General features: G+C 74.3%; 6 protein-coding genes. 5 read left to right on the top strand and 1 reads right to left on the bottom strand.

Translation table 11 applies throughout. The annotated features are described in order from the left end of the window. Window positions 1-93 precede the first annotated feature (93 nt). From ACFU0Y_RS06760 to ACFU0Y_RS06750, 3 genes are all read left to right on the top strand, one after another. The gene (locus ACFU0Y_RS06760) at window positions 94-1,005 is read left to right on the top strand and encodes a hypothetical protein (RefSeq protein ID WP_380213690.1); all 912 of its coding nucleotides are present in this window, start codon (window positions 94-96) and stop codon (window positions 1,003-1,005) included. A 232-nt stretch (window positions 1,006-1,237) separates the two neighbouring features. Then, entirely contained in the window at window positions 1,238-1,867 is a 630-nt protein-coding gene (locus tag ACFU0Y_RS06755; RefSeq protein ID WP_380213689.1) for a ClpP family protease, read from the top strand. Beyond that, on the top strand, window positions 1,864-2,466 hold the full coding sequence (locus ACFU0Y_RS06750; RefSeq protein ID WP_380213688.1) for a ClpP family protease: 603 nt from the start codon (window positions 1,864-1,866) through the stop codon (window positions 2,464-2,466). Before ACFU0Y_RS06755 ends, ACFU0Y_RS06750 begins: the two co-directional genes overlap by 4 nt. Before the next feature lie 31 nt (window positions 2,467-2,497). Here ACFU0Y_RS06750 and ACFU0Y_RS06745 read toward each other — a convergent pair whose 3' ends face one another. Next, a complete protein-coding gene (locus ACFU0Y_RS06745; RefSeq protein WP_380213687.1) occupies window positions 2,498-2,890 on the bottom strand; it encodes a helix-turn-helix domain-containing protein in 393 nt (130 codons plus the stop codon). Between the two features lie 102 nt (window positions 2,891-2,992). On the opposite strand from ACFU0Y_RS06745, the gene ACFU0Y_RS06740 reads away from it, so the two are divergent. Continuing rightward, the gene (locus tag ACFU0Y_RS06740) at window positions 2,993-4,678 is read left to right on the top strand and encodes a LuxR C-terminal-related transcriptional regulator (protein WP_380213686.1); all 1,686 of its coding nucleotides are present in this window, start codon (window positions 2,993-2,995) and stop codon (window positions 4,676-4,678) included. 120 nt (window positions 4,679-4,798) lie between these two features. Continuing rightward, entirely contained in the window at window positions 4,799-5,650 is an 852-nt protein-coding gene (locus tag ACFU0Y_RS06735; protein ID WP_380213685.1) for a class I SAM-dependent methyltransferase, read from the top strand. Window positions 5,651-6,235: the final 585 nt, after the last annotated feature.

The raw sequence follows: 6,235 nt of genomic DNA, 5'->3' as shown, positions 1-6,235 counted from the left end.
GAGGCCGCGCTGACCGAGGTGGACGTCCCCGTCGCCGTCCTGCCGGACGCCTGAGCCGCGGCGGACGAAGACCGAGCCGAGCTCGACGTCGCCGTGGCCGCCCAGGTCGCGGCCGCGGAGGCCGTGGCCACCGCGCAGGCCGACCTCGACGCCGCCGTCGAGACGGCCGATGCCGCGGCCGACGCGGTCGCCGACGCCCAGGCCGCCGTGGACACCGCCGGATCCGTCGGGAACGCCGAGGACGCCGTGGCCGCGGCCGAGGTGGACGTCGAGGCCGCGGCCGCGGTCCTCGCCGACGCCGACGCCGACGTGACGGACGCGGAGGCCGAGCTGGCCGAGGCGCAGGTGGAGCCGGAGTCCCTCGTGGACGCCCGGGCTGCCGTGGAGTCCGACGAGGAGGCCGTGGCCGAGGCCGAGGCCGAGCTGGACGCGGCGCAGGCCGTGCTGGACGCCGAGCTGCAGCTGCTCGCCGACGTGGATGACGCCGAGGAGCGCGTCGAGACCGCCCTGGTGGACCTGGACGCCGCCGTCGCGGCGGCCATCGAGGCGCAGATCGCCCTCGACCTCGCGATCGAGGACCTCGCCGATCTCCGGCTCGAGCTCGGTGACGTCGGGGTCGACGTCGACGAGCTGGAGGCCCTGTTCGACGAGGCCCTCGCGGCCTGCGCGGCCCCGGCCGGCGCCGGCGACGAGGACGACGACGACACCGAGGGCGCCGGCGGCGGCTACGACGGCGGCGGCTACGACGTCGACGTGGACCGCGGCGTGGTGGTGGGCCCGCAGGCCACCCCCGGCGCGCCGTGGAGCCCGGGGACCTCCCCGAGCCACTGGGTGCCCGGCTCCTCGATGTACGCGACCAACCCGGGCTGGAACGTGCAGACCGCCGCCGCCGGCACCGGCTCCACGGACCAGGGCAACGGTCTGGGGCTGATGGCCCTGACCGGCGCCGGGCTGCTCGCGGCCACGGGCGTCGTCCTGCGCCGCCGGTCCACCACCCGGGGCTGACGCCCGGGCCGGCCGGTGCGGTGACGCCCCGGCCCGCCGCACGACAGCACGCCGGGGGCGTCCTCCACGAGGGAGGCGCCCCCGGCGCCGCTCTGACCCGAGCAGCGCGGCGCGGTACAGCGCAAGGCAGATCAGCCCGGGGCAGATCAGCCCGGGGCAGAGCCGCGCAGAGCAGAGCCGCCCAGGGCAGAAACGGGTTCCGCCGGGAGACGCCCGGGTCCACGCTGGGCCCATGAACACCACCACCGCACCACCCCGGACCCCGATCGACGACGAGCTCGCCTCCCGGCTCCTGGAGCAGCGCATCATCGTGCTGGGCGCCGAGCTGGACCAGGCCACCGGCAACCGGCTCTGCACGCAGCTGCTGCTGCTCTCCGCCCAGGACCCCCGGCGGGACATCTCCCTCTGGATCAACTCCCCGGGCGGCTCCGTCCCGGCCATGCTCGCGATCATGGACGTCATGCGGATCATCCCCAACGACGTGTCCACCCTCGCCATGGGGCTGGCCTGCAGCGCCGGGCAGTTCCTGCTCTCGGCCGGCACTCCGGGCAAGCGCAGCGCCCTGCCGCACGCCCGGATCCTGCTGCACCAGGGCTCGGCCGGGATCGGCGGCACCGCCGTGGACATCGCCATCCAGGCCGAGGACCTGCGCCACACCCGGGACACCGTGCTCGGGCTCATCGCCGAGCACACCGGCCAGCCGCTCGAGCGGATCACCGCCGACTCCCAGCGGGACCGCTGGTTCACCGCCGAGGAGGCCCTCGCCTACGGGTTCGTGGACCGGGTCATCGCCGGGCTCGACGACGTGCGGCCCCGCGCCGCCGGCACCGCCGCCGCGGCGACTGCGGGGGTGGGGTCGTGAGCAGCTACGCGGTGCCCTACGTCGTCGAGCGCACGCCCCACGGCGAGCGCAGCATGGACGTCTTCAGCCGGCTCCTCGTGGAGCGCATCGTCTACCTCGGCACCGAGATCGACGACGGGGTCGCCAACGTCCTGATCGCCCAGCTGCTCTACCTGGACTCCTATGGCTCCGACCGCCCGATCGGCTTCTACATCAATTCCCCGGGCGGCTCCACCACGGCGATGCTCGCAGTCTACGACGCCATGCAGCACGTGGGCGCGCCCGTGGAGACCACGTGCGTGGGCCAGGCGGTCTCGGCCGCCGCGGTCCTGCTGGCGGCCGGCGCCCCGGGACGGCGCTCGGTGCTGCCGCACGCCCGGGTGGTGCTGCACCAGCCGGCCGCGCAGGGCCGGGGCACCGTTCCGGACCTCATCCTCGAGGCCGAGGAGATCGCCCGCACCCGGGCGCAGCTGGAGCAGGTGCTCGCCCGGCACACCGGGCGCACTCCGCAGCAGGTGCGCGAGGACACCGACCGGGACCTCGTGCTCACCGCGGAGGAGGCGGTGCGCTACGGAGTGGCGGACCGGGTGGTGGTGCCGCGGGAGGCCCGGGCCCGCTGAGACGGGGGAGCGGGACTGCGGGTCCGGCCGCTCAGACGGCCAGGGCCACCGGACCGGCCAGGCAGACCGGCCCGCCCGGAACGATGCGGGCGGCCGGAGTGCTGTCGAGCAGCACCCCGGTGGTCCCCTCGGTGAGATCGACCAGGTTCAGTCCCAGGGCGCCGACCACCGCGGCGATGATCTCCGACGAGGGGTCCTTCACCCCGCGCTCGATCTCGGAGAGGTACTGCGTGGAGACCCCGGAGACGCGCGCCACCTGCGCCAGCGTCAGGCCCTGCGCCAGGCGGTGGCGGCGCAGGAACATCCCCAGCACGGACCGCCACAGCGGGTCCACGGGCGCTCGCGGCGCGGCGCGCTCCCGCGGCGCGGGTGACGGAAGGTAGGCCGGCGACGAGGGAGCTGTGGCGCGGATCACGTCCTTCATGAACCCATGCTAGGTCCGCACGGGCGCCGACGGGCGAGTCGTCTGCTGTGAGCAGAGCACGGTGTCCTGTCCACGCCGCGGGCGCGGTGGGATACTGCTCGCATGGACTCGCCGCAGGGGGGCGACCAGCTCCACGAGGGCACCGAGGCGCTCGAGCACGGCGACTGGGCCGGCGCGCGCCGGGCCTTCGAGCACGTCCTGGACGGCGGCGAACCTCCCGGTGAGGCGGTGGCCGCCGAGGGCCTGGGCCTCGCCCTGTGGTTCGAGGGCCAGGTGCCCCAGGGGATCGCGTGGCGCGAACGGGCCGTCACCGGATACGTCGCGCAGCGCCGGTTCGGCGACGCCGCCCGGGTGGCGGTCTGGGTCTCCGAGCAGCACCAGCTCGCCGGCCGTCCGTCCGCGGCGCGGGGCTGGCTCGCCCGGGCCGCACGGATCATCGACGGCACCCCCATGAGCGAGGGGCACGGGTGGGTGGCCGTCGGGCGGGCCCAGCAGGCCGCGTCCGTGGAGGAGCAGGCGGCCCAGGCGGAACGGGCCCACCGCATCGGCCGGGAGACCGGCGCCGAGGACCTCGAGATCCTCGCCCTGAGCCTGCTCGGCCAGGCGGAGCTGACCGCCGGCCACCGGGAGCCGGGTCTGCGGCTGCTCGAGGAGGCCATGGTCGCGGCCACGGCCGGCAGGATCCGCAACATCCACACCATGGGCTCCGCCTACTGCCACCTGGTCATGGCCTGCGCCGAGGCGGAGGAGTGGGAACGGGCCCGCGAGTGGTGCGAGCACGTCGAGCACTTCGCGCAGGCCCACCGGGCGGCGCCGCTGCTGGGGGTCTGCCGGACCGTGCACGCCGACGTGCTGGTCGCCACGGGCCACTGGTCCGAGGCCGAGGAGGCGCTGGAGTCCGCCCTCGCCTCCCACGCCCGGGCCATCCCGGAGCTCAGCGTCCCGGCGCTCGCCACGCTGGCCGAGCTGCGGATCCACCAGGGCCGCCTGCGCGAGGCCGAGCAGCTGCTGTCCGGGCGGGAGGAGCACCCGTCGTCGCTGCGGGCCCTGGCCCTGCTGCACGTCGCCGAGGGGCGACCGCACGTGGCGGTCTCCCTGCTCGAGCGCGGCCTGTCCGAGACGGAGGGGCACGCGGTGCGCACCACGCAGCTGTTGGCCGCCCTCGTCGACGCCACCCTGGCAGCCGGGGACCTCGCGGCCGCCGAGGCCGCCGCGGAGAGCCTGCACCGGATCGCCGGGGAGTCCGAGATGCGGCTCGGCTCGGCCCGCGCCGATCTCGCCGCGGCCCGTCTCGCCCTGGCCACCGGGGACCGGGACGCGGCCGCCGAGCTCGCCCGGCGGGCGCTGCGCGCCTTCGGTGCCATGGCCATGCCGCTGGACGCGGCGCTGGCGCGGCTCGACCTGGCGCGGGCGGTCATGGGCGTCTCGCCCGACCTGGCGCGGGAGGAAGTGCTGGCCGCCCAGGGCGTCTTCCGCGACCTGGGGGCGTCCCGGGAGCTGGACGCCGCGGCCCGGCTCCTGCGCGAGCTGGGCGGCGGCACGGGCCCGCGGCCACGGAACGGGGGAGAGCTGACCTCACGCGAGCACGAGGTGCTCGATCTGATCGCCCTCGGGATGTCCAACGCGAGGATCGCGAGAGCCCTGAGCATCAGCGAGAAGACCGCCGGCCACCACGTGAGCAGGATCCTCATGAAGCTCGGGGTGCACAACCGCGCGGAGGCAGCGGCGCACGCGGCAGGCCGGGAAACAAAGGGGGGAGGCAGCAGGGGAGGGATAGGGAACGAATAGGGAGTTCTCCCGATGTTGCGCCCGATCGATCGGCGGATGCTGGAACACATGACACAGCTTCACCGAACACCAGCACCAGTCCTCGACCCGAGGCACCCCACCCCGCAAGGAGACCCCGCCATGTCACAGACCATCAGCCCCCAGGCCGCCGACAGCCAGACCGCTGACCAGCAGCTCAAGTCCAAGCACCGCGCCATCTGGGCCTCGGGGGACTACCCGGCCATGGTGGAGACGTTCCTGCTCCCGCTGGGCCCGCGCCTGGTCGGAGCGGCCGGCATCACCGCCGGCCAGCGCGTCCTCGACGTCGGCGCCGGCAACGGCAACGCCTCCCTCCCCGCGGCCGCCACGGGCGCCCGTGTCACCGCCGGCGACCTCACCCCCGAGCTGCTCGACGACGGCAGGCGGCGCGCCGCGGGCGCCGGACTCGACCTCGAGTGGGTCGAGGCCGACGCCGAGCACCTCCCGTTCGAGGACGCCTCCTACGACGTGGTGATGTCCTCGATCGGCGCCATGTTCGCTCCCCACCACCAGCAGACGGCCGACGAGCTGGTGCGCGTGACCCGCCCCGGCGGGACCCTGGCCCTCCTGAGCTGGACGCCCGAAGGCATGGTGGGCGAGCTCTTCCGCACGATGAAGCCCTTCGCCCCCACCCCGCCGCCGGGCGTGCAGCCCCCGCCGCTGTGGGGGAGCGAGGAGCACCTGAGGGGGCTCTTCGGCGGACGGGTGCAGTTCCACCGGGTCCTCCGCGACGTCCTCGAGGTCACCGCGTTCCAGCGGCCCCGCGACTTCGGGGAGCACTTCAAGAAGAACTACGGTCCCACCATCGCCACGCGGGCGAACGCCGAGCGGGAGGGGCGTGCCGCGGAGTTCGACGAGGCGCTCGACCAGCTCTGCGAGCAGTGGAACCGGGGCACGGACGATCAGGCACGCTTCGAGATCGAGTACCTGGTGGCGGTCGGCACCCGGCCGTGATCGACGCCGGGTGAGCCCACCGCATCATGGGCTTCGGAAGCATCCGTCGGGAGTAGGGGCGGACCAGCTTCAGGGCGAGACTTCGTCCGGTGAGCCAGGGCGGGAGACGCAACGCGTCCCCTGCCCTGGCTCACGTCCGGCAACGAGAACGGTCAGCAACGATCACGACGATTCACACGCAGCGACTCCAGCACATGGCTGCGGCCCTCACAGTCATCCTGGGATCTCCAGGATCCACGCCGAGAAGTCAGGAGCCGGCCCTGGCCTCTGCCGTGAACCCAGGGCTTGTCGCCGATGCATGTCGGGGTGGTCCGGGGAGGGCGCCGGTCCCCGGTGGAGCTGATCAGCGCCCTGCGGGCCGTCTCGTCGATCTCGTGCAGGTCGGTGACGTGAACATATCCGATCAGCCCTCCGAAGCAGCCAATGATGGCCCGCCGTCGGCAACCACCATGCCTTTTGCCTGGTCGTTCGGGCACGCTATCTGAAGTTTCCGGTCACCACTTGCACTCCTGGGGTTGGGGCCCAGTCGGCGATGAAGTTCGGTGCCGGTCTGTTGGTGACCTGCCAGGTGCCGTTGCCCTGGGC

This window comes from Kocuria sp. NPDC057446, assembly GCF_042802875.1.
Classification (GTDB): domain Bacteria; phylum Actinomycetota; class Actinomycetes; order Actinomycetales; family Micrococcaceae; genus Kocuria.
Note: the sequence above shows the minus strand (reverse complement) of the source record. Positions and strands in the feature narration are given on the sequence as shown.

Excerpts from the sequence above, each read along its gene's own strand:
- ACFU0Y_RS06740 (WP_380213686.1), top strand. The coding sequence starts at position 2,993 with ATGGACTCGCCGCAGGGGGGCGACCAGCTCCACGAGGGCACCGAGGCG.
- ACFU0Y_RS06745 (WP_380213687.1), bottom strand. The coding sequence starts at position 2,890 with ATGAAGGACGTGATCCGCGCCACAGCTCCCTCGTCGCCGGCCTACCTT.
- ACFU0Y_RS06755 (WP_380213689.1), top strand. The coding sequence starts at position 1,238 with ATGAACACCACCACCGCACCACCCCGGACCCCGATCGACGACGAGCTC.
- ACFU0Y_RS06735 (WP_380213685.1), top strand. The coding sequence starts at position 4,799 with ATGTCACAGACCATCAGCCCCCAGGCCGCCGACAGCCAGACCGCTGAC.